Below are 21283 nucleotides of genomic sequence, written 5' to 3' on the forward strand. Positions count from 1 at the left end.
TTGAGGGTGGAGACGCGGCCCTAATGGCCGTCGACGCCGAGGCTTTCGAGCAGCGAGCGGCGCATGCGGGCCAACTCCACCGAACCGCGGTCGCGCGGGCGGCTGCCGGGAACGTCCACGGTGCGCACAATCGTGGCGCCGTCGTGCTCACGGCCTTGCTCCTGGCCCAGCAGGATGATCCGGTCCGCCAGCTGCAGGGCTTCGTCCACATCATGGGTCACCAGCAGCACGGTGGTGGGTTCGGCTTGGTGGATGTCCAGCAGCAAATCCTGCATCTTGATCCGGGTCAGCGCATCCAGCGCACCGAACGGTTCGTCCAGCAGGAGTACCCCCGGGTTGCGGGCCAGAGCGCGTGCCAGCGAGGCGCGCTGTGCCATGCCGCCGGAGACTTCGCGCGGACGGTGCTTGGCAAAGGTAGCCAGGCCCACCAGTTCCAGCAGCCGGGCGACCTTGGACTTGCCCTGTTTGGCGCTGGAGGTCTTGGGCAGGCCGATGGCAACGTTGGCCTGCAGGGTGTGCCAGGGCAGCAGCCGCGGTTCCTGGAACGCGACGGCGCAGCGGGAGTCAATGCCCTGGACGGGAGTGCCGTCGATCTCCACGCTGCCGGCGCTGGGTGCGTCGAGCCCGGCGGTGGCCCGCAACAAGGTGGACTTGCCGCAGCCGGAGGGGCCCAGGATGGCGAGCACTTCGCCGGGGCGGACCTCGAAGTTCACGTCGCGGAGCACGGTGTGGACGTTCGCGCCGGTACCGAAGGTGCGGTTCAGCCCGCGGAAGGAGACCGCCAGGGCGGAACCGGATGCTGCTGAGGGTGCGGCGGAAGCGGGTGCCGTGTGGCGGGTCGACGACAGTACTGCAGTCATGGGATCACTCCATCGATCCTGGCAGTAGCACCCTACGGTTCAAGCCGTGCGACCGGCTTCCGCCGGCCGTACCCGTGGCTTGTCACCTCGTTATCACCGGCAGTCTGGGATGGCTTCCGGTGACCAGGGTTGCTGCGGCGTCGTCGATCCAGGTCTCTCGGCCGCTCGGGATGGTCACGACTAACTAAACGGCACTCCCGGCATCCGCGGCAAACGGCCCGTAATAATGGGGCGTAACAAACGGTGGCACAAAGATCGGACCGCGCGGACCGCCGGAGCGCGCGAATCCGTAGACGCTGAACTGTGCCGATGGCAGGATGGCCGCATGAAAATCAACCGGCACATCATCGTGTTCGACGCCGCCGACCTCGACGCGGAGAGCAGCTTCTGGGCAGGCCTGCTGGACGGGACGGTCAAGGCCGAGGACGACTGGCATACCGTTTCCGTAAACGGGGAGCCGCGGCTGGCATTCCAGCTGGCACCCGACCACACGCCGCCCGAATGGCCCCAGGGCGAGCCGCAGCAGATCCATCTGGACCTCTACATCGATGACTTGGCCGAGGCGCATGAGCAGGCAACGTCGCTCGGCGCCAAACTGCTGAAACCCGCCGACGACGCCGCGGCCGAGTCCGGATTCCAGGTTTACGCGGATCCGGCGGGCCACCCGTTCTGCTTGTGCTGGGGTGCCGGGTAGCGCTGGCCGGGTCCCTTGAAGCGCCGGTGTCGCCAAACGGCAGGCGGAACCGGCATCGCCCAACCGAAGGCGGCAGGGCGCACCGCCGTCGTGCTTCCGGAAGTGGGGCAAGAGGCTCCTTGCGCGCACTGAGGAGGCAGCGGCGTCGTTCTGGGGCCGTCAGGCGGGCGGATCCGCCGGGATCAGGACCGTGGAGAAGAGGCGGCGGTGCCGGCCTTCGCCGGGGCCGTTCGCCACTGCCTTCTCAGCGGCAGCCCGGATGGCGGCGCTGAACTCCGCCAGCTCCTCGTCCGTCATCCAGAGTGCGATCTGCCGGTAACCGGCGCCGTCGCGGAGGAGATCCAGGTCCCCCCGGCCGGTGTACTGGTCGAAGGCCTCCAGCAGTCCGGCAGCGAATGCCATAAAACCGCGTCGGTGATCCTCTGCCGTCATGGACGCCAGCTCGTCGCCGCTCACCGAACTCTTGGTGGCGTCCAGCCGGTAGGTGCGCTCCGTGGTGCCGCGGACCGGCCGCTCCTGAGCCACGGTCAGCACTCCGGCCTTGGCCAGCGTTCCGATGTGCCGATAGAGCGTCGCGGTCGGGATTTCCGGGAGTTCGGCGGAGATCTCTGCTGTGGTCAGTTCCCGCCCGCCCAGCAGCGCCTGCACAATGCGTAGCCGTACCGGGTGCAGGATCAGATCGGCGCTCGGTGAAGGGGACATGCCTCTATATTCTCATAGTTGACATTGTTCGCACAACTGAGAATAATGATTCTTGTCCGGCGCAGGTGCCGGAGTCGAACCGACTTACTGACAAGCAATAACGATCCGAGGGGAGGCGCAATGGCGGCGATACGGGTAGGGAACAACGAGGTTCTGCTGGAGTTGGACCGGATGGAGAAGTTGGCTGGGCTGATCGGCAATCAGGCGTTCCCGCTCTCGGCCGTGACGTCGGTCGAGTTGCTGGCGGATGCTTTCGACGGCGTGCACGGCCTGCGTTCTCCCGGTCTGGCGATTCCAGGCCGGACGCGCATCGGAACTTGGCGCGGCCGCGGCAAAACCCTCGCCGTCGCCCGCCAGGGGACTCCCGCCGTGCAGCTGGACCTGTCCGGCCAGAAGTACGCCCGGGTGGTCGTCTCGCTGCCGGACGCCGAGGACGTCGCGGTGCAGATCCGCGCGGCTGCGGGCCTGCCTGCCGAGCAGCAGGTCACCGAGGAAGAGGTCCGCTTCTCCTCCGGGACCGTGCAGCTGGTGGGCACCTGGGCCAAGCCGGCCGGAACGGTTCGCGGAGCTGCGCTGATCCTGCCCGGTTCCGGTCCCGTTGACCGCAACGCCGACCACAAGCGGATGCCGCTGGGCATCAGCCGCGACCTGGCCCGCGAGCTCGCCGACCATGGCATCGCCTCGCTGCGCTACGACAAACGGGGCACCGGCGCCTCGGACGGCACCTTCCTGGCGGCCGGCTTCCGGCAGAACACCGACGACGCCGCTGCCGCCCTGCGCTGGATGGTCGCCCAGAAAGCCGCCGGCCTGCCGGTGTTCCTGGTCGGCCACAGTGAGGGCAGTTATCACGCGGCTACCCTGGCAGCAGATCCCGGCACGCGGGTAGATGGCACCGTGCTGCTTTCAGCCTCGGCACAGACCGGCTTTGAGACAGGCAGATGGCAGACCGCCCAGATCAAGGACTCGCTGCCCGCCTTCCCTCGCTTGCTGCTCAAACTCTTCCGCCAGGACCTAGTCAAGCTGCAGGCAAAGTCGGTGGAAAAAATCCGGACTACCACCAAGGACATGGTGCGCATGCAGGGCCGCAAAGTGAACGCGCTTTGGCTGCGGGAGTTCATCGACTTCGACCCGGTTCCGTACCTGGAGCGCTTGCAGATGCCGGTGCTGGCCATCACCGGCACCAAGGACGTCCAGGTGAACCCAGAGGACCTGGACATCATTGCGGCCACCGTGCCGGGCCCAGTCACCACGCGGACAATCGAGGACCTCTCGCACCTGCTGCGCCGGGACCCGAAGGCTCCGTCCTTGTCCGACTACAAGCGGCAGATCCGCGAGCCCGTGGATGCCGAACTGCTGGAACTGGTAGGCAGCTGGGTGGAAGCACACGCCAACTCCGCCGGGGCTTCCGGAACGTCCGACACCCAGCAGCTGGCCCGCTAGCCTTACTGACCCTCCTCATTCACTGTTCAGATAACGCCCTTAAACCGCGGTTTAAGGGCGTTATCTGAATCCTCGATGGGGCTGCTGGCTGGGGGACCAGCAAGCGAAGGTACCGGTAGAGGGAACTCATGGGTAGGGTGGCGCCATGGCACACCAGAATGATCCTGAAGTGGTCAGCCGCCTGCTGAGCACGCCCGCCCGCTGGGCCGTCGTCGGCCTGTCCAAAAACCCGCACCGGGTCGCCATGCGCATTTCCCGATACCTGATGGACCAGCTGGACATGGAGGTGGTCCCGGTCAACCTGCGGGGCGAAGACGTCCACGGCCTGAAAGGCTATCGAAAGCTTGCGGACATTCCGGGCGAGGTCGACGTGGTGGACTGCTTCGTCAACTCGCAGAAAGTGGGCCCGGTGGTGGACCAGGCCATTGAAATCGGCGCGAAGGCGGTCTGGCTTCAGCTGGGCGTTGTCGACGAAGCCGCGGCGGAGCGGGCCAAGGCGGCCGGTCTCGACGTCGTCATGGACACCTGCCCGGCCATCGAAGCCCCGCACTTCGGCCTGTAGCTGCCGCTCGTGAGAGCGCTTGATCCCAGCCCGGTTTGTCAGGCGGTGGGCGGTCTTTCGGCGGATGAGCGGGCCGGAAGGCAGGGGCCAACGCATTATTCGTACATCGCGATAAAGCGGCCAACGACACCTCCGGCGCGCAGCTTGTCGATCGCGCTGGGGATGTCGGCATGCTTGATGTGGTTCATCGGTGGGTTGAGCTGACCGGTCTTCATGAGGTCGTAGATGCCGGCCAGATCCTCCTTGGTGCCGGACTTCGAGCCCCTGATGGTGAGCTGGTTGATGATGAGCGGGTAGGTGTTGATGGTTGATTCCAGCCGGCCCATGCCCACCTGAACCAGGGTGCCGAACTCACCGAGGGTCTCGATGGCGGCCGAGGTGGTGGTGCCGAAACCTGCGTAGTCGACGATTAGTTCCAGGTTCTTGTCCTTGAACTCTTCGATCGAGGCGGCCACGCCGGCCAATCCGATCTCGTCGGCCAGCTTCTGGGTTTCCGGATTGACCTCTGCGCCGTACACCTCGGCACCGACCAACGCAGCGGAGCGTGCGCCGATGTAGCCGAGGCCGCCGAGGCCGATGACACCGACCTTCATGCCATCCTTGGCGCCGCCGACCGCCATCATGGCATGGTAGGCGGTGAGGCCGGCATCGGTCGCCATCGCGCCGAGATCGAACGGCACTTCATCGGGCAGGGCGACGAGATTGTCGTCGGTCGCGCGAAGCTTGGCAGCAAAGCCTCCATCCCACTTGCCGTAACCCAGTGCGTCCCCGTCGGACATCACCGGAGACAGGCCCACGCGGTCGCCAACCTTCCAATGGTCCATGCCTTCGCCGACCTCACTGATGACGCCGGCGGATTCGTGGCCCATGGTGCGGGGCAGACCGTGCTGGAACAGCGCCATCCATCCTGCATCGTCGAGCGTCGTGACGTCCGAGTGACAAACACCGGAGGCCTTGACGTCGACAACTACCTCGCCGGGGCCAGCGTGCGGCTCCTCAACCTCGTTGAGCTCCAGGGGCTTGTTCGTTCCGACAAATTGCCATGCCTTCATGATGAACCTTCCGTGCGCCGACCACCTGGACGGTGCCCGCCCCGGCTTGGCCGATATTGGCAGTGCAACTCCACGGTAGTCCCGTCACTGTCACAGCAGTAGGGGTAGTCCGTTGGGATCGCGCACCCGGCTCAAAAGGCTGGGCCAACGCTTGGCGGGATGACTCCGCGGGGGGCGGGTTGGGGCGACCGGCCGCCGTCGAAATAAGACCCTCTCCGTAACAATCAGCAGCGTTACGTCATGGCCAGTCACATGCTTCACAGCGCCGGATTCTGCCCGGCAGACTCTTCCCCAAGATCAAGAGTCCCAACGACAAGCTCTGGCTGGTTGGGCGGCAACCCTCTTCCGTAGTGGGGTGCCCCAGATGAGGATCCGGCCGCGCACAGATCCCGTGCCCGGCAAGTACGGCCCCCTCCAGGCTGCGTCGTCGACCGTGATGGTTGCTGCGCGCCGCAGGCGGGAGCCCCACCCCGAGGAGGCGCCATGACCGCCGTCGTCATTGAAGAACACCAGCAGACCCGCCGTTCCCCGTGGACCGGACAGGCCAGCCGCGAAGAACTCGCCCATTGGCAGCAGGTCGCCGAGGGCGTGGCCGCCGTGCTGGGCGCGGACGTGCTGGAGCGCGACCGCCGGAACGCGGATCCCCTGGCCGAAGTGGAGCTGCTGCGCAGTTCCGGCCTGCTCAACCTGATCATCCCCAGCGAGTGGGGCGGCGAGGGCGGCCACTGGGAAAGCGCGCTGCACGCGGTGCGGATCCTGGCCCGCACGGACGCCTCGATCGCGCAGATCCTGGCCTACCACTACGCCAACCTCGGCGCCGTGGTCTTCTACGGCAACGCGGAAGTCCAGGAACGCTTGCTCCGCCGGTCGGCCCAGGGCCGCTGGTCCTGGGGCGACTCGGTCAACCCGGTGGACCCGAACCTGGAACTGATCCCGGACGGTGACGGCTTCCGGCTGACCGGCATCAAACACTTTTCCACCGGGGCGTCCGTGGGCGACGCGATCTTGGTCAACGCCGCGATCACGGCCGGTCCCGACCAGGGCACGTTCCTGGCCTTGGCCCTGGAACACGACAGCGCCGGGATTTCCTTCCTAGGCGACTGGGACGCGCTGGGCCAGCGCCTCTCCGCGAGTGGCTCGGTGAAGTACGACGGCGTGCTGGTCACCGCCGACGACATCATCGGCGAAGTGGGGGAGGAGCCTTTCTCCAGCCTAGTGACGCCGTACATCCAGTTGGCGTTCGGCAACCTCTACCTGGGCATCGCGCAGGGTGCGCTGGAACGCGGACGCCAGATCACCCTGGCACGCAAGAACTCCTGGTTCCTCAGCAGCGCCGAGACCTACGCCCAGGATCCGCTGACCCAGCGGGTCTACGGGGAACTGGCCTCCCGCGTGGCAGCCGTGGAAGCGCTGGCGGACCGGACCAACGAGCGCTTCGACGCCGCCATCGCCGCCGGCGGAGAACTCACGGCCGAGGCACGCGCTGACATCGAGATCGAGATCGCCCGGCTCAAAGTCGTCTCCACCGAGGTGGGCGTGGATGTGGCCAACCGCATCTTCGAAGTGACCGGTTCCTCCTCCGCGAGAAGCGAGGTCGGACTGGACATCTTCTGGCGCAATGTCCGCACGCACACGCTGCACGACCCGGTGGACTACAAGAAGGTCGAAGTCGGCGCCAACTTCCTGCTGGGCGAAATCCAGCCCATCTCGCTCTACACCTGATCCGCTCAAACAGCCCTACCCGTCCCGACATCGGCCGTGCATGGCCGAGACCCCAGGAGCACCACCATGACTGAAACCCTTGACCACGCAACGACGACCTTCCACGCCACCCCTTCCGTCCACGCAACGCCGGCCTTCGAAGCGGCGGCCGCGAAGTACCGGCCGATCTTCCAGCGCATCGCCGCAGGAGCGCTGGACCGCGAACTGGCCCGCGAGCTGCCGTTTGAGCAAATCGGCTGGCTGAAAGACGCCGGCTTCGGCGCCGCGCGGATCCCCGCCGACCTCGGCGGCGACGGGCTGGACTGGGAGGAGTTCACCGAACTGCTGATCGAACTGGCCGCCGCGGACAGCAACATCCCGCAAGCGCTGCGCTCGCACATAGCGCTGGTGGAGGAGAACCTGTACCAGCACGGCCGCAACGGGGACCGCAGCGTTTGGCTGCAGCGTTTCGCCTCCGGTCAGCAGGCCGGGAACGCGTGGACCGAACCGGGCGCCGGCGGAACCGCCACCGTGCTCTCCGAATCCGGCGGCAAGCTGGTGCTGAACGGACGCAAGTTCTACACCACGGGCACCATTTTCGCCGACTGGATCGACGTCACCGCGAAGCGGCCCGACGGCTCGGATGTCTCGGTGATCATCTCCACCCAGACACCCGGCGTGGAAACCTACAACGACTGGGACGGCTTCGGCCAGCGGCTCACCGGCAGCGGCACCACGGTGTTTACCGACGCCGAGGTGGACCCGGCGAACGTGTCCGCGTTCGCCGACCGCTTCCCGTACCAGACCGCGCTCTACCAGCACATCCTGCTGGTGGCCTTGGCCGGTATCGCTCAGGCGGCCGCCACCGACGCCGCCACCAACGTGCGGGAGCGCAAGCGGGTGTTCGGCCACGGCAACGCACCGCTGGTCCGACACGACGCGCAGATCCTGCAAGTGGTCGGCGGCATTAGCGCCAAGGCCTACGCCGCCAAGTCAACCACCCTAAGCGTGGCCCGCGCCCTGGACCGGGTCTTCGCGTCGCGACAGGGAGCCGCCGATGTGGAGAAGGAGGCCAACATCGCCGTCGAGCTGGAATCCGGCCAGGCACAGATTGTGCTCAGCACGCTGGTGCCGGAGGCGGCCGGCGAGCTGTTCAACACCCTCGGCGCCTCCTCCACCAGCACCGGCAAGGCACTGGACCGGCACTGGCGCAATGCCCGCACGGTGGCCACGCACAACCCGTACATCTACAAGGCCCGGATCGTGGGCGACTGGGAAGTCAACGCCGCCGAACCTCCGTTCGTCTGGACGATTGGCGAGGCCAATGCCGACGCCGGCCGCAAGCCACGCATCCCCGCCGCCGGTTCCGCGGCCGTCTAGGAAGAAGGCAAACCATGTCAGTTTCCAACCTCCAAACTCTCGCCGCGCCGCCAGCCGCCGCTCCCGCGGCCGGAACCGCGCCGCGGCTCTCCGGCCGGCTGGGCGTCGCCAGCATCGTGCTGATCGTGGTGGCCGCTGCGTCACCGCTGGGCGTAATCGGCGGAACGGTCCCGCTGGCCATCGCCAGCGGGAACGGCGCCGGCCTCCCGTTCATCTACCTGCTGGCCACAGCAATCCTGTTGCTGTTCGCCGTCGGCTTCACCACCATGACGCCGCATGTGCCGTCGGCGGGCGCGTTCTACAGCTACGTGGACAAGGGCCTGGGCCGGCGGGCTGGACTGGGGGCCGCCTTCGCGGCCTTGCTCTCCTACCTGGCGCTGGAAGCCGGCGTCTACGGGCTCTTTGCCCCGGCGGTCGATGAAGTGGTCCGCGCTTACGGCGGCCCCGCGCTGCCTTGGTGGGTGTGGGCGGCGGCGGCGCTGGTTGCCGTGGCATGGCTGGGTCACCGCAACATCGAGCTGTCCGGCAAGGTGCTGGCCGTGCTGCTGGTAGCCGAAGTACTGATCGTGCTGATCCTGGACGCCGCCATCGTCTTTGGCGGCGGCGGGTCCGAGGGGCTCTCCGCCGGGTTCCTTACCCCGTCCACCGTGCTGTCCGGGGCACCCGGGATCGCGTTGCTGTTCGCCATCCTGAGCTTCATCGGCTTCGAAGCCACCGCCGTGTTCCGGGACGAGGCCCGCGACCCGGACAAGACGATCCCGCGTGCCACCTACCTGGCCCTCCTGGTGGTGGGCGGCTTCTACGCCCTCTCCAGCTGGCTGCTGATCAGCGTCTGGGGCGACGGCGGGATAGTGCAAAAGGCCACTGACGCGCCCGGCACCCTGCTCTCCGAGACCACCGCGCTCTACCTGGGCACGGCCGGCAGCCACATTGTCCAGGTTCTGCTCGCCTCCAGCCTGTTCGCCTGCATCCTGTCCTTCCACAACATCAGCTCGCGCTATTTCTTCCAGCTGTCGGGGCAGGGCATCTTCCCCGCCAAGCTGGCCGGCACCCACACCCGGCACCGCTCTCCGCATTTGGCCTCCGCAGCGGCCACGGCCGTGGTGGCTCTGTTCCTGCTGGTCGCCGTGGTGGCCGGATGGGACCCTGTGGTGCAGTTCTACACGTGGTTCGCCGGATTCTCCTCCCTGGGCGTGGTGGTGCTGATGACGCTCACCAGCGTCGCCGTGTTGGTGTTCTTCCGCCGGCAGGGAGCGCCGGCCCGCAGCTGGAAGCGCTCCGTGGCCCCGGCGCTTGGACTCCTCGGGCTGCTGGGAATCCTGGGCCTGATCTTGCAGAACCTGCCCACATTGGTCGGCAACAGCGTACCGCTGGCCATCGCGGTCGTGGTGCTGATCCTGGCCAGCTTCGGCGCCGGAGCAGTGGTCGCCTCGAGGCGGCCGCAGACCAAAGTTGGTCCCGCGCCGTCGGCGTCAACCGGGGCCGCGCCGTCGTCGTAATTCCTCCCCCGCGTGGCGCGCAAGATTCTTACCCCGCGTGACGCGCACCATTTCCCTCCCGGCGCCTGCGGGTGTCCAATGGAGGGGTACCCATCCAGAGCGGCCGAGAGACCTGGCTTGTTGACGCCGCAGCAACCCCCTCCTTGTGAGGAAGGTGCTACCGCCAGGACCGATGGAGAAGCTCGATCTCTCGTTGGTTCCTCAGGGCCACTGCATGCCCGCCGGGGGACCGGCGCGGGCTCTTCTCATCAGTAAAGGAGCCTGACATGACCGTAAAAGACCCGCAGCGCCACGTCCGCCTCAACGCGTTCGACATGAACTGCGTTGTCCACCAGTCCCCGGGACTGTGGCGCCATCCGAAGGACCAGGCGGACCGCTACAACGATCTGGAGTACTGGACCCACCTGGCCCAGGTGCTGGAGAAGGGCAAGTTCGACAGCCTCTTCATCGCCGACGTGCTGGGCACCTACGACGTGTTCGGCAGCACGAACGAAATCCCGCTGTCGGCCGGCGCGCAGGTGCCGGTGAACGACCCGATCCTGCTGGTGTCCGCGATGGCCGCCGTGACCAAGAACCTGGGCTTCGGCATCACCGCCGGCACGGCCTATGAGCACCCGTACCCGTTCGCCCGCCGGCTGGCCACGCTGGACCACCTCACGAAGGGCCGTGTGGGCTGGAACGTGGTGACCGGCTACCTGCCCTCCGCGGCGCGGAACATGGGCCAGGAAGACCAACTGGAACACGACGAGCGCTACAACCACGCGGACGAATACCTCGAGGTGGTCTACAAGCTGCTGGAGGGCTCGTGGGAGGACGACGCCGTGGTCAAGGACCGCGCCTCCGGCGTGTACACCGACCCGGCGAAGGTCCACGAGATCCGTCACGAGGGCCAGCACTTCAAGGTGCCGGGCATCGCGATCACCGAGCCCAGCCCGCAGCGCACCCCGGTGATCTTCCAGGCCGGTGCCTCGGCCCGCGGCATGCGCTTTGCCGCCGAGAACGCCGAGGCCGTCTTCGTGAGCTCCCCGACCAAGGAAATCCTCACGTCCACCGTGGCCAAGATCCGCGACGCAGCCGAGGCTGCCGGCCGGGGCCGCTACGACATCCGCATCTACGCCATGCAGACGGTCATCACGGCAGCCACCACGGAGGAAGCGCGGGCCAAGTACCAGGACTACGCCTCCTACACGGACATCAACGGCGCGCTCGCGCTGCTCTCCGGCTGGACCGGCATCGACATGTCCCAGTTCGACCTGGACGACGTGATCGGCGAGGACGTAAAGTCCAACGCCATCCAGTCCTCGGTGGAGAACTTCAAGAAGGCCTCCGGCGACGCGGACAAGCCGTGGACCATCCGCCAGATGGCGCAGTGGATCGGCGTCGGCGGCTTCGGCCCGGTCACCGTCGGCTCCGGCGCCGAGGTGGCGGACAAGCTGATCGAGTGGGTGGACGACACCGATGTGGACGGCTTTAACCTGGCCTACGCCATCACCCCGGGCTCGTTCGAGGACGTCGTCGAGTTCGTGGTGCCGGAGCTGCAGGCCCGCGGTTCCTACCCCACCGACTACGCGCCGGGCACGCTGCGCAACAAGCTCTTTGGGCGCGGCGACAAGCTGCCGGAGAACCACAAGGCTGCCGGCTTTCGGCTGCAGAACTCCCTGATCCACTGACCCCGGCCTTTTCTGTCAGCCAGCGAACCACGGCACCAGCTGAACCACGACGGCGGTGCGACGCCCCTTCAAAGGGGCAGCGCGCCGCCGTCGCACTTTCCATTAACGGTACCGAAAACGCCCCTCCCCGCGGAGGGAAGGGGTGTTGCCGGGACAGTCGATGGAGGAGGCGTTAGCTACATCTTCGCGTAACGTGCCCGGGCCCCCAGATAGAGCCCGTAGCAAATCAGCCCGACGGCCACCACGGCCAGCGCCGCCGGCCCGAACGGTTGCTCGCGCAGCGCCTTGAGCGCGCCGTCGAGGCCTTTCACGTCCTGCGGGTCGTTCTGCACCGCGGCGACCGCCAGCAGCAGCCCGAGCACAAACAAGGCCAGCCCCTTGCCGACAAAGCCGACGATGCCCACCCACGTTACGGCGGTGCGGACGCCGCCGGGGGGCAGCGGCTTGAGGTCGGCGAGGAAGTTCCGGAACAGTCCTTTGACCACGTAGTAGATTCCGGCGCCGATGATCACCGCGCCGATCAGGAACAGCACCACGGCTCCGCCCGGCCACTGCATCAGCTTGGTGCTGGCGTCCTGCGATTTCTCGCTGCTGTTGCTGCCGGAGCCCAGGGCAAAGCTGCCGAAGCTCACCGCTATCGCTCCGTACACGATGGCCAGGCCCACGCACTTCGCCCGGTAGCCCCACTTTTTCTTCTTCTCCAGGCCACGGCCGCCGAACACCGCTTGGCTGATCTGCCACAGGGCCAGGGCGGCAGCGCCCAGCATGCCCGCCCAGAGCAGGAACAGTCCGCCCGGGTGCTTCGCCAGGCTGGAGGCTGCTCCAGACTGGTCCGCCTCGCCGCCTCCACCGAAGGCCAGCCGCAGCGCGATTGCGCCGATCAGCACGTGCAGCAGCCCGCTGGCCACGAAACCGCTGCGTGCCACCCATTCGAACTGCTTGGACTCCGCCGCCCGTTCTGTCTTGTCCACAGCCCTGTCGGCCGCTGGCTGCGGGTGCGGTTGCGTGCCGCCGTCTGTCATGGTGCTCCTCTCATGGGCGGGGCCCCATTGAACGCTCGACGGCACGCACATACCGCCGTCGTTCCCCGTGAAACATAAGTGAAACCATCCTCCCACCGAAGTCAGCGCCATGCACCGGGCGGCACCCTGATCGCCCGGGCCCAGCGGGAGGTCTCCGTGGTCGTGCTGAGGGCGCATCAGGCCGCATCAGGCCGGTCCTGCTGTGGCCCTCTCAGACGGGATTGGGGCTCCCCATCCCGATACGGCGTCGTGGTTCTGGCGAGCTTGCTGCACTGCTGCTGACACTGCTGAGGGCACGCAGGCGCTGGGCAGCGGGTTCTCGCTCGCGTACATCGTCTGCGCCCTGGCCGCGCTGGCGGCGGCCCTGTTGAGCCTCATCGGACTGCACGGCATCCGCGAAGAACACGACCACGCCGAGGAACCGGAGACCGGGGCTCTCGAACCTGCCTAAAGACAGACGAAACCGAAAGGGAGAGTTGACCGCCAGTCGAATCTCCCTTTCGGCTGATGAGCCCAAGCGGGGTGAACCCGACCGGCGCGGTCGGGAAAGCACGAGTATGACTAGTCACCGGAAGGGTGCTATTTCGCTCAGCAGGGTAAGGGTCTAGAAAACCCAACATTTCCCGGCTCAGAGAGCCCTTTCCTAATCTAAAACACACGCTTCTAGCGCCTCACTCATGAATACCCCGGGCTAGCCGAGCATGACCCCGGCGAAGAAGTCTGCCAGTTCTCGATGCGCGTCGAGCGGCAGCACGTGGGCGACGTACTGGTCCGGGCGGACCACCACCAGGGCACCCTGCAAGCGGTCGATGCCGCGCAGGTCGAAGATGTCCTGCCCGGATTTAAGGTCGGGAGTGAAGACCTTCTCGTAGTCCTTCAGTCCAAACGGAGCCTTCTGCGGGAACAGGAACGAGGGAACGTCGGTGACGTCCAGTTCCCGGTGGCCCTGCTGGAAGACGGCGCGGACGTCGAAGACCGCGTCGGCGTCGGCACCGGCGGGAGTGTAGCGCCGGACCGGTGACTCTTCGGCTTCGGCCAGGAACCGGCACAGTGCGGCCAGCCGGGAGTCTGCCGCACCCGGGTGGGCGGAGTCGGCGAAGGCGTAGAGCCGCCAGCGGCCGTCCGCCTGTGCAACGTGGCCCAACCCCACCGGTTTGGCGTCGGCCAGACGGACAACCGGGGCCGAGTAGAACCGCTCGCCGATCGGGAACCCCTTGGCCAGATGCTGGTGCGTGTCCTCACCGATGATCATCGACGGAGAGTAGTCGGTGGCGAAGCCGGCGGTAAAGCGGCCGGCCTCCACGAATTGCCGTTCCAGTTCGGCCGGTTCCAGGCCTTCGTCGTCGGGCCGGTTCGGGTCCTTCGGGCGGGAACTCACGGTCTTGGACCAGCGGATGTCGAAGTCGATCAGTTCTTGGGCGACGGCGTGGCGCTCGCCCGAGTACGTGTCCAGAAGGGATTCGGGGCTTCGGCCTTCCAAGACGGCCGCAAGCTTCCAGCCGAGGTTGAAACCGTCCTGCATGGAGACGTTCATGCCCTGGCCAGCCTTGGCACTGTGCGTGTGGCAGGCGTCGCCGGCAATGAAGACGCGCGGGGTGCGCCGGCCGCGCTCCTCCGGCGCGACGTCGTCGAAGCGGTCGGCAATGCGCTGGCCGACTTCGTAGACCGACCACCAGGCGACGTCCTTGACCTCCAGGGTGTACGGATGCAGGATTCGCTGGGCCGCCTCGATGATCATGTCTGAGGTGAACCGCTGCCGGGCCCCGCGGTCGGCAGGGTCAAGGTCGCCGAGGTCCACGTAGAGCCGGATCAGGTAGCCGCCTTCACGCGGGATCAGCAGGATGTTGCCATCCTGTGCCGACTGGATGGCTGCCTTAAAGCGGACGTCGGGGAAATCCGTGACGGCCAGAACGTCCGCCACTCCCCAAGCATGGTTGCGGGCGTCGCCGCGCAGTTCCAAGCCGATGGACCGGCGGACGCTGCTGCGGGCGCCGTCGCATCCCACCACGTACCGGGCGCGGACGGTTACCTCTTCCGACGGGTCGTCGGCGCCGGTCCGGCGCAGGGTCACCCGGACCGGGTGGTCACCGGAATCCTCGACCTCAACGCCGGTGACTTCCAGGCCGTAGTCCGGTTCCAGCCGACTGGGGGACTTGCGCATGCACTCCAGCAGGTAGTCCTGCATCCGGGCCTGGTTGACGATTACGTGCGGGTACTCGGACAGCCCGTCCGCCACGTCCTGAACCCGCCCGCTGCGGACGATCCGTGAGCGGTCCTTGTCATCGGGCCGCCAGAACACGGTTTCGTTGACCCAGTACCCTTCGCGGACCAGGCGCTCGGCCAGACCGAAGGCGTTGAACATTTCGACTGTCCGGCAGGCCACGCCGTCGGCCTGACCCAGCGCCAGCGGGCCTTCCCTCCGTTCGACCACGCGCGTGGTGATCCCTGGGAATTCGGCCAGCTGGGCGGCCAGCACAACACCGGCCGGTCCGGTGCCCACCACCAGAACATCCACTTCTTCCGGCAAGTCGCCTTGGCTGTCCGGGCGGCCAGCCGCGGCCCGCCGGAGCTCCGGATCGCCTGGATGGTAGCCGTCTAGATAAAACTGCATAATGCTCCTGGTCGTTTTCTTAGGCCGCGGTCCGGGCCGGGGCGCGTCTCGTCGCTCCACATCGTAGTGATCGGCGCCACGCGTCCGCTAAGACATTCTGACCAGCAGAAAACTAGGCGGAAGGCAGCACGCCTTCCGTCTGGAGGTCCCGCAAAACTGCTTCACAGGTGGCGTGCAGGGCCTGGATGACTGCAGGCTGCTGGATGGTCGCCGCCCGCGACAGCGGCGAGGTGATCGATACGGCCAGAGCCGCTGGCCTGTCCGCAGTAGCCAGAGGTGCGCCGACGGCCGCGAGATCAGTTTCGGTGCGCCCAAGGTTGACGGCATATCCCCGCGCGCGTGCTTCCGCCAGTTCGCGCTGCAGGTTTTTCAATTCCTCCCCGGCCAGGTTGTTGCCGCTCTGTTGTGCCGGCCGGCCCGTATAGAGTTGCGCGACCGACGGCTCCGGAAGCGTGGCCAGAATGGCCTTGCCGCCGGAGGAGAGGTGCGCGGGTAGAACCGTGCCAGTGCGGTTGCCGACGCGGAGCAACTGCGGGCCCTCGGCCGTGAACAAGTAGCGGGCCGTGACGCCGACACGTTCAACGAGGTTGACGGTCTCGCGCACGGCGAGGGCCAAGGCTTCAAGGTGCGGACGGGCGATCGAGACTGCGGCCCGCCCAGGATGGGCGGAGGCATCGGCGCTCAGCGCGGGGCCGACACAGTAGCGCCGCTGGTCATCCTGCAGGGCAAAACCCCGGTACACCAGCATGGCCATGAGCCTGTGGGCCGTGGACGGGGCGACGTCCAGCGCGTTGGCCGCATCGGTGATCCGCAGCCAATCCCGCTCCTGGAGAAGCATGATCAGCTGCAGCGCCCGGTCGACGGAATCCACGGCATAGTCCGGCTTCTTAACGATGCTCATGTTCTGCACAGCAGAAGTCTAGTGTGGTCCCGGCCGACAACGTTTAACTTCAGGGCTGCACAACTTTTAAGGAGTCACTGCCGCTCACGCTCGGGTACTGAATGCCGCATCCTCGGCACAGCGACTAGGTTCCTAATCAGGCCGGCCCCCGCTGAAGCCCGAGCACCAACAGGTTGGGATGCAAAAGCTCCCAACCATTGGCCATCTCACTGGTTGCGTCGTAACCGTCTCGGGTCAGCTTTGCCGAAACGCTGCTAGGGCCGCGAACGTTGACGATTGGGCTGAGCCCTGATCCTTTCAGATCGCTCGGCGGGGGCCCTCCGCAGCCTACAACCCAGTCAGATTCTTCTACCGTGCTGACGACAACGGCGCAAGCGCCGCCGCTTACTTCATCAGCGGCGTAGAAGGCGTATCCGCTCTTCTCAGCGAGGAGGACGATGTTGTTGCCCATTACCTCCGGTTTAATAACGTGGGCCGGCAGTTGCGCCGGGGCTGCGGGAGGCTTGGACAGCGCAGAAATTCCGGCTGGCCCCGGGGCGCAGCCAACCAGCGGCATCAACAGTGTCGCCCCGAGAACCGTCTTCGACCAAGCCCGCATGATTCCCCCGTCGGCAGTTGATCTCACGCTACCCCGCCTCCGTTGGGTGGGAACGAAAGGAAGGTTGCGAAGCTATAACTTCAGGACTTGATCGACGCACTGCAGCCGGTGCCGGCAACCGGGTGGCCGGGAGCGGCTGTGACCGCCGCAGGACGATGCGCGGGAGGATGTCCGTGAGCGGGCGGCGCGGTCCTGTGTGGGTCGGACTCCGGTCCCGTCCTGGCCCCGTGACCGAGCCCGCGGGTAGCAGTAGGCTCGTTCCTATGGACGCGACCGCGCTGCGTGAATTCTGCCTCTCTCTGCCCGGGGCGTTCGAGGATTTTCCGTTCGGTCCGGAGGCCTCGGTGTTCAAGGTCCGGGCGCCCGGGCGGGCAGCCAAAATGTTCGCGTTGTCGGAGCTGCAGGCGCCGCGGCTGAGCATCAGCCTTAAGTGCGAACCGGTGCTGGCCCAGCAGTTGCGGGCGGCGCACCCGGAGATTACCGGCGCCTATCACATGAACAAAACGCACTGGAACGGGGTGCGCTGCGACGGCGAGCTGCCCGACGACATGCTGCGCGACATGATCGAGGACTCGTACGACCTGGTGGTGGCGTCGCTGCCGCGCCGGGACCGCGAGTCGCTGGGCTGGATGGGCCTGGCCCGCGGCGACGACGTGCGGCAGGGCTAAAGCGGTGCAGGCCAAGGATCTTAGCGGTGCCGCTCTGACGTACGACGGCGTGGGGCTGGCCCGGGAGCGCAGCTCGCCGCCGGGCTACCGAACCACCGATGCACGAACTGCTGTTGGCGTCGGAGAGGACGCGTTCCGCCGGCTGGCCGAGGGCCTGATGGGCTGGGAGCTGCACCGGTTGACCGGCCTGCGGGTCGATGCCTCTACGCCCGCGGCCGCTGAGGGCGTGGACGTTGTGCCCGGTTTCGGAATCGGGCCGCTGCGGTTGTCCGCGCCCTGCCGAGTGGTGTGGACGGAGCGGAGCTCAACCCGGACGGGTTTTGGCTACGGCACGTTGCCGGGACATCCGGAGTCAGGCGAAGAGGGCTTCGTGGCGTCGCTGGAGGAGAACGGGTTGGTGGTCTTCGACCTGTTTGCGTTCAGCCGGCACTCCAACTGGTTTTACCGGGCCGGCGGGCCGGTGGCGGAAGCCGCCCAGCGGCTGGTCACCCGACGGTATATTGCGGCCGCCAAGGCGCTGGCCGGCGGCCTGGCCGGGTGACCTCTCCATCGACTGTTCAACAGGCGGCCTCTTCAAGGGTCAGAACGCCGCCTGTTGAGTAGTCGATTTTGCCCATGACAGGATTGATGGACACCGAGAGAAAGGCTGAATCCGCGTGATTTTTATTGTGGTCAAGTTCAAGGTCAAGAGCGAGCACGCCGATAACTTCCCCGAACTGGTGAGGGAGTTCACCGAAGCAACCCGGGCCGAGCCGGGCAACCTGTGGTTCGACTGGTCGCGCAGCGTGGAGGATCCAAACGAGTACGTCCTGGTGGAAGCCTTCAAGGATGACGCCGCCGAAGCGCACGTGAAGAGCGAGCACTTCAAGAAGGCCATGCAGGAGCAGCCGCAGTATTTGCAGGAGACTCCGCGCATCATCAGCCGCCAGATTAATGGCGACGGCTGGGACGAGATGGGCGAAATGACCGTCGCGTAGCAGTCCAGGTGGGGCAGGCAGCGGCCTGCCCTTCCCGCCTTTAAACCGCCCGTCCCAGCGACGCCTGCCCGCGGTAGGGTATGGCCCATGAACGACGGCGAGGCGCTAGCCGGCGGTGTGGCCAACGCCGGGGCGGTCATCAGAATTGGCGATGAGGTTCGCCGTCCCTCCTCGGCTCAGACGGACCTGGTTTTTAGCCTGCTTGACCATGCAAGGTCCAGGGGTTTTACCGGAGTTCCGGAACCCCTGGGGCGTGATGAACAAGGTAGGGAGCGGTTGCGCTACATTCCGGGAGAAGTGGCCCTTCCCCCTTTTCCTCGATGGTCGCTTGCCGGGGGACTGTTGGCCTCAGTTGCCCGCCTGCTGCGCGCGTTCCATGACGCCGTCGCCGACTTCGTTCCACCTGCGACCGCCAGCTGGAACACCGAGCTGGCCCATCCCGGCGGCGGCCGAATCATCGGGCACAACGACGTGTGTTTGGAGAACGTCATTGTGCGCCGGGGCCGTGCAGTGGCCCTGATCGACTTCGAATTCGCGGCCCCGACCCACCCCCTGCACGATCTCGCGGTCCTGGCCCGGCACTGGGTTCCGCTTGAAACCCCGGAGGACGCGGCGCGCGACGGCCGCTCGGGCCTCGACGTCGCCTCGCGGCTGCGGAATGTGGCCGACGCCTACGGGGTCCCTTTCGGCGCGCAGCGCGAAGAGTTCTTGGACTACATCGTCGCGGGCATCCACCGTTCAGGCCCCTTTGTTCTGGCTCGCATCGCGCGCGGAGAACAAGCTTTCATCGACATGTGGGAACGCAGCGGCGGACAGGACCGGATAGCACGGCGGATAGCCTGGATCGACTCGGTCCGACCCGAGCTGGCCGCGGCGCTCAACGCTGCCTAGCACTTGCCGCGGGCTGTCCGGCTCGGCTCGCAGGAAGCCACCGGATCTGGCACGCAAATTTTCCTGCGCCCCTCGGCCCGGAGCGGATCACGCAGGGGTGGCAATCGTCCGGTTCTTCGCCACAATGGGGCGCATGGAACAATTCACGCCACGCACCGCCATCGTTACAGGTTCCGATTCGGGCATCGGCCGGGCCACCGCGGTCGCCCTGGCGCAGGCCGGAATGGATGTGGGGATCACCTGGCATTCCGACCGGGACGGAGCGGAGGACACGGCGAAGGAAGTCCGCGCGCTCGGCCGCCATGCCGCCGTCGAGCAATTGGACACCACGGATCTGCCCGGTTGCGGGGACGTGGTCGATGCGCTGGCGGAGCAGCTCGGCGGGCTGGACGTGTTCGTCAACAACTCCGGTACCGGGGCCATGGAACCGTTTCTGGATCTGGACTATGAGACGTGGCGGAACGTGGTTGCCACCGATCTGGACGGCGCATTTGTCTGCATGCAGCGTGCGGCCCGGAAGATGGCGGCAGCAGGCACCGGCGGCCGGATTATCGCGGTGACCAGCGTGCATGAGCACCAGCCGATGGTCGGTGCCGCCCCGTACGACGCCGCCAAGCACGGGCTCGGCGGACTGGTGAAAAACATGGCGCTGGAGCTCGGCAGGCACGGCATCACGGTGAACGCCGTCGCGCCGGGTGAGATTGCCACCGCCATGACCGGCAACGAGGACCAGGACCCGCAGGGTATCGACCGGCCCGGCATCCCCCTGGCCCGGCCCGGCGATGCCCGGGAGGTGGCTGCCGTGATCGCCTTCCTGGCGTCCGCGGAGGCCGGCTACGTGACCGGGGCCTCCTGGGCGGTGGACGGCGGGATGCTGCAGATGGGGCCGCAGGCGGGGGCAGCCGTTACCGGCCACGATTGGCGCGAGGTGTAACGCTGGGCAACGCCCCGGGTGGGCAGGCAAGCCCAGGTGACGTTCGCCGATAAGGCGCGTGCCGCCGTCGTTAGTTAACTGGCGGCGGTGCGGTCCGTGGAGCCGCGCACAATCAGCGAGCTCTCCAAAGTGAGCTGGGGCTGCTCGAGGTCGCGGCCTTCGATCAGGCCGCGCAGCTGTTCTCCGGCCTTGAGGCCCAGTTGGGTGGCGGGAAGGTGGACGCTGGTGAGGCCGGGGTTACTAGTGGCGGAGTAGGGCAGGTCGTCGAAGCCGGCGACGGCGAGTTCGTCCGGGATCGGCACGCCATCAATGCGCGCTTGCTGCAGCGCGCCGTACGCCTGGGTGTCGGTGGCGCACACGACGGCGGTGACACCCGCCTGCTGCCACTGGGGCCACGCGGTGGCAAACGCCTCGGCCGACGCGCCGACGTCGATCGTGGTGCTGATCAGGTGGGCCGGGTCCACGCTCATGCCGCGCCCGGCCGCCTCCTCCAGGAAAGCCGTTCGGCGGATGGTGAAGGTGGCTGTGCCGGTCACGCTGTCCAGGTATGCCACTCGCCGGTGGCCGGAGGCGGCCAGATGCGCCGCGAGTTCGCGGGCGCCGTGGGCCACGTCGAGGTTGACGGACGGCGCATAAGCCTCCAGCCCGGGCGCGTCGAGCAGCACCAGGGGGCCGGTGGTTGAGAGGTCCTCGAGGAACGCGGCATCGGGGGCATCCACCAACAAACCTGCCGGGCGCAGGGCGAGGATTCGGCGGATGTCATCGGCGCGGGGAAATTCGCCGGCCTCGGTGACGGAGAGCAGCAGTTGGAAGTCCGCGCCGAGGGACTCTCGGACGCCGGCAACGACCTTGGCGAAGAACGGGTTGGAAATGTCCGGCGCCACCAGGACCACAATGGAGCTGACTCCCTTGGCCAGCGAACTGCCCACGCTGTCCACCACGTATCCGAGTTCGGCGATGGCCCGGCTGACTCGTGAGATGTTGTCCGCGGACACGCGCCCGCGCGTCTTGCCGTTGGCCACCAAAGAAACCGTCGCCGTGGAAACGCCGGCCCGTGCCGCCACCATCGCCGCGGTCACCCGCCCGCCGGGGCGCGGCGGGTGCGGTTGGGGAGGGCGGGT

Annotated in this window: 21 protein-coding genes and 2 riboswitches; of the genes, 13 read left to right on the plus strand and 8 right to left on the minus strand. The window is 67.0% G+C overall.

The annotated features are described in order from the left end of the window. Positions 1-20 precede the first annotated feature (20 nt). Positions 21-860, minus strand: a complete 840-nt coding sequence (locus tag AC5RWX_RS07695; protein ID WP_494097187.1) for an ABC transporter ATP-binding protein — start codon at positions 858-860, stop codon at positions 21-23. A 325-nt stretch (positions 861-1185) separates the two neighbouring features. On the opposite strand from AC5RWX_RS07695, the gene AC5RWX_RS07700 reads away from it, so the two are divergent. Beyond that, the gene (locus tag AC5RWX_RS07700; RefSeq protein WP_494097188.1) at positions 1186-1554 is read left to right on the plus strand and encodes a VOC family protein; all 369 of its coding nucleotides are present in this window, start codon (positions 1186-1188) and stop codon (positions 1552-1554) included. 159 nt (positions 1555-1713) lie between these two features. On the opposite strand, the gene AC5RWX_RS07705 is transcribed toward AC5RWX_RS07700, so the two are convergent. Then, positions 1714-2256 (minus strand): helix-turn-helix domain-containing protein, encoded by a 543-nt coding sequence (locus AC5RWX_RS07705; protein ID WP_494097189.1) that lies wholly within the window; start codon positions 2254-2256, stop codon positions 1714-1716. A 120-nt stretch (positions 2257-2376) separates the two neighbouring features. Here AC5RWX_RS07705 and AC5RWX_RS07710 point away from each other — a divergent pair, with 120 nt between their 5' ends. Further along, positions 2377-3696 (plus strand): alpha/beta hydrolase, encoded by a 1320-nt coding sequence (locus AC5RWX_RS07710; RefSeq protein ID WP_494097190.1) that lies wholly within the window; start codon positions 2377-2379, stop codon positions 3694-3696. Positions 3697-3841: 145 nt separating this feature from the next. Continuing rightward, complete coding sequence (locus tag AC5RWX_RS07715) at positions 3842-4258, plus strand: CoA-binding protein (protein ID WP_493941913.1); 417 nt, start codon at positions 3842-3844, stop codon at positions 4256-4258. A 95-nt stretch (positions 4259-4353) separates the two neighbouring features. Here AC5RWX_RS07715 and AC5RWX_RS07720 read toward each other — a convergent pair whose 3' ends face one another. Beyond that, positions 4354-5310 carry a zinc-binding dehydrogenase gene (locus AC5RWX_RS07720; protein WP_493941912.1) on the minus strand — a complete coding sequence of 319 codons (957 nt, stop codon included), beginning with the start codon at positions 5308-5310 and terminating at the stop codon, positions 4354-4356. A gap of 295 nt (positions 5311-5605) precedes the next feature. Further along, positions 5606-5721, plus strand: a riboswitch (SAM riboswitch). A gap of 72 nt (positions 5722-5793) precedes the next feature. Here AC5RWX_RS07720 and AC5RWX_RS07725 point away from each other — a divergent pair. The 4 genes from AC5RWX_RS07725 (at position 5794) to AC5RWX_RS07740 (ending at position 11560) form a co-directional block, all read left to right on the plus strand. Continuing rightward, positions 5794-7032 (plus strand): acyl-CoA dehydrogenase family protein, encoded by a 1239-nt coding sequence (locus AC5RWX_RS07725; protein ID WP_494097191.1) that lies wholly within the window; start codon positions 5794-5796, stop codon positions 7030-7032. 66 nt (positions 7033-7098) lie between these two features. Next, on the plus strand, positions 7099-8391 hold the full coding sequence (locus AC5RWX_RS07730; protein ID WP_494097192.1) for an acyl-CoA dehydrogenase family protein: 1293 nt from the start codon (positions 7099-7101) through the stop codon (positions 8389-8391). A gap of 14 nt (positions 8392-8405) precedes the next feature. Then, on the plus strand, positions 8406-9890 hold the full coding sequence (locus tag AC5RWX_RS07735; RefSeq protein ID WP_494097193.1) for an APC family permease: 1485 nt from the start codon (positions 8406-8408) through the stop codon (positions 9888-9890). A gap of 87 nt (positions 9891-9977) precedes the next feature. Beyond that, a riboswitch (SAM riboswitch) is annotated at positions 9978-10069 on the plus strand. Positions 10070-10156: 87 nt separating this feature from the next. Then, positions 10157-11560, plus strand: a complete 1404-nt coding sequence (locus tag AC5RWX_RS07740) for an LLM class flavin-dependent oxidoreductase (protein WP_494097194.1) — start codon at positions 10157-10159, stop codon at positions 11558-11560. Positions 11561-11736: 176 nt separating this feature from the next. Here the strand turns inward: AC5RWX_RS07740 and AC5RWX_RS07745 are convergent, their stop codons facing one another. Continuing rightward, positions 11737-12582 (minus strand): DUF1206 domain-containing protein, encoded by an 846-nt coding sequence (locus tag AC5RWX_RS07745; RefSeq protein ID WP_494077500.1) that lies wholly within the window; start codon positions 12580-12582, stop codon positions 11737-11739. A 202-nt stretch (positions 12583-12784) separates the two neighbouring features. On the opposite strand from AC5RWX_RS07745, the gene AC5RWX_RS07750 reads away from it, so the two are divergent. Further along, on the plus strand, positions 12785-13033 hold the full coding sequence (locus AC5RWX_RS07750; protein WP_494077501.1) for a hypothetical protein: 249 nt from the start codon (positions 12785-12787) through the stop codon (positions 13031-13033). Positions 13034-13273: 240 nt separating this feature from the next. On the opposite strand, the gene AC5RWX_RS07755 is transcribed toward AC5RWX_RS07750, so the two are convergent. The 3 genes from AC5RWX_RS07755 to AC5RWX_RS07765 form a co-directional block, all read right to left on the minus strand. Further along, positions 13274-15193 carry an FAD-binding monooxygenase gene (locus tag AC5RWX_RS07755; RefSeq protein WP_494077502.1) on the minus strand — a complete coding sequence of 640 codons (1920 nt, stop codon included), beginning with the start codon at positions 15191-15193 and terminating at the stop codon, positions 13274-13276. 112 nt (positions 15194-15305) lie between these two features. Next, positions 15306-16094, minus strand: a complete 789-nt coding sequence (locus AC5RWX_RS07760; protein ID WP_494077733.1) for an IclR family transcriptional regulator — start codon at positions 16092-16094, stop codon at positions 15306-15308. Positions 16095-16230: 136 nt separating this feature from the next. Then, on the minus strand, positions 16231-16545 hold the full coding sequence (locus tag AC5RWX_RS07765) for a hypothetical protein (protein WP_494077503.1): 315 nt from the start codon (positions 16543-16545) through the stop codon (positions 16231-16233). Positions 16546-16955: 410 nt separating this feature from the next. On the opposite strand from AC5RWX_RS07765, the gene AC5RWX_RS07770 reads away from it, so the two are divergent. From AC5RWX_RS07770 to AC5RWX_RS07790, 5 genes are all read left to right on the plus strand, one after another. Further along, the gene (locus tag AC5RWX_RS07770) at positions 16956-17360 is read left to right on the plus strand and encodes an MmcQ/YjbR family DNA-binding protein (RefSeq protein WP_494077504.1); all 405 of its coding nucleotides are present in this window, start codon (positions 16956-16958) and stop codon (positions 17358-17360) included. Positions 17361-17364: 4 nt separating this feature from the next. Then, the gene (locus AC5RWX_RS07775; protein WP_494077505.1) at positions 17365-17901 is read left to right on the plus strand and encodes a DUF1990 domain-containing protein; all 537 of its coding nucleotides are present in this window, start codon (positions 17365-17367) and stop codon (positions 17899-17901) included. A 115-nt stretch (positions 17902-18016) separates the two neighbouring features. Beyond that, positions 18017-18337 (plus strand): putative quinol monooxygenase, encoded by a 321-nt coding sequence (locus tag AC5RWX_RS07780; RefSeq protein WP_494077506.1) that lies wholly within the window; start codon positions 18017-18019, stop codon positions 18335-18337. 87 nt (positions 18338-18424) lie between these two features. After that, positions 18425-19228 carry a phosphotransferase gene (locus tag AC5RWX_RS07785; RefSeq protein WP_494097195.1) on the plus strand — a complete coding sequence of 268 codons (804 nt, stop codon included), beginning with the start codon at positions 18425-18427 and terminating at the stop codon, positions 19226-19228. Between the two features lie 133 nt (positions 19229-19361). After that, entirely contained in the window at positions 19362-20162 is an 801-nt protein-coding gene (locus AC5RWX_RS07790) for an SDR family oxidoreductase (RefSeq protein ID WP_493957599.1), read from the plus strand. A 74-nt stretch (positions 20163-20236) separates the two neighbouring features. On the opposite strand, the gene AC5RWX_RS07795 is transcribed toward AC5RWX_RS07790, so the two are convergent. Further along, positions 20237-21229 carry a LacI family DNA-binding transcriptional regulator gene (locus AC5RWX_RS07795; RefSeq protein ID WP_494077734.1) on the minus strand — a complete coding sequence of 331 codons (993 nt, stop codon included), beginning with the start codon at positions 21227-21229 and terminating at the stop codon, positions 20237-20239. Between the last annotated feature and the right edge of the window lie 54 nt (positions 21230-21283).

The organism is Arthrobacter sp. SPT-J7 (assembly GCF_059089965.1).